1 pseudogene is annotated in these 501 nt (G+C 70.1%); it reads left to right on the top strand.

What is annotated here, in order from left to right:
* Positions 1–21: 21 nt before the first annotated feature.
* Positions 22–501 (top strand): annotated as a pseudogene (locus EXE44_RS18035) (copper ABC transporter permease); the annotation flags it as partial.

The following is a 501-nucleotide window of genomic DNA, read 5'->3' as shown; positions in this document are numbered from 1 at the left end:
CGTGACGGGGGTATCCGAACGATGACCGCGGATCTCGGAGTGACCGACGCGTTTGCCGGCGCAGGGACCGTGTTCCGGCGAGAGCTCGCGACAGTCCTGCGCACGCCCGGCTACGGCGTCCTGGGGGTCGGCTTACTCGCCGTGCTCTGGCTTCTGGTCGCCGTCGGCGGCGGTGGCGCGACGGGGTTCGTTCCGGCGGTTGTCGACCTCCTCCTGCCGGCCGAGCTGCTGGTGCCGCTGCTCGCGGTCGTGCTGGGGTATCGGGCGCTGTTGGCGGACGCGGTCAGCGGCGAGTTCGCCGTGATCCGGACGCATTCAGTTGGCGTCGCGGGCTACGTCGTCGGCGTCCTACTTGCACGGCTGGTCGCGTTGGTTGCGGTCGTCGGCCTCCCATTCGCCGTGATCGGCGGCTACGTCTGGGTGACCGCCGCCCCTGACACCGGAATCTTCGCGACCCACGCGGGCGTCGACTCGCCGCTGCTGTACGTCCGTTTTCTCGCA

The organism is Halorubrum sp. SS7 (genome assembly GCF_005435055.1).
GTDB classification, from domain to species: Archaea; Halobacteriota; Halobacteria; order Halobacteriales; family Haloferacaceae; genus Halorubrum; species Halorubrum salinarum.
Note: the sequence above shows the minus strand (reverse complement) of the source record. Positions and strands in the feature narration are given on the sequence as shown.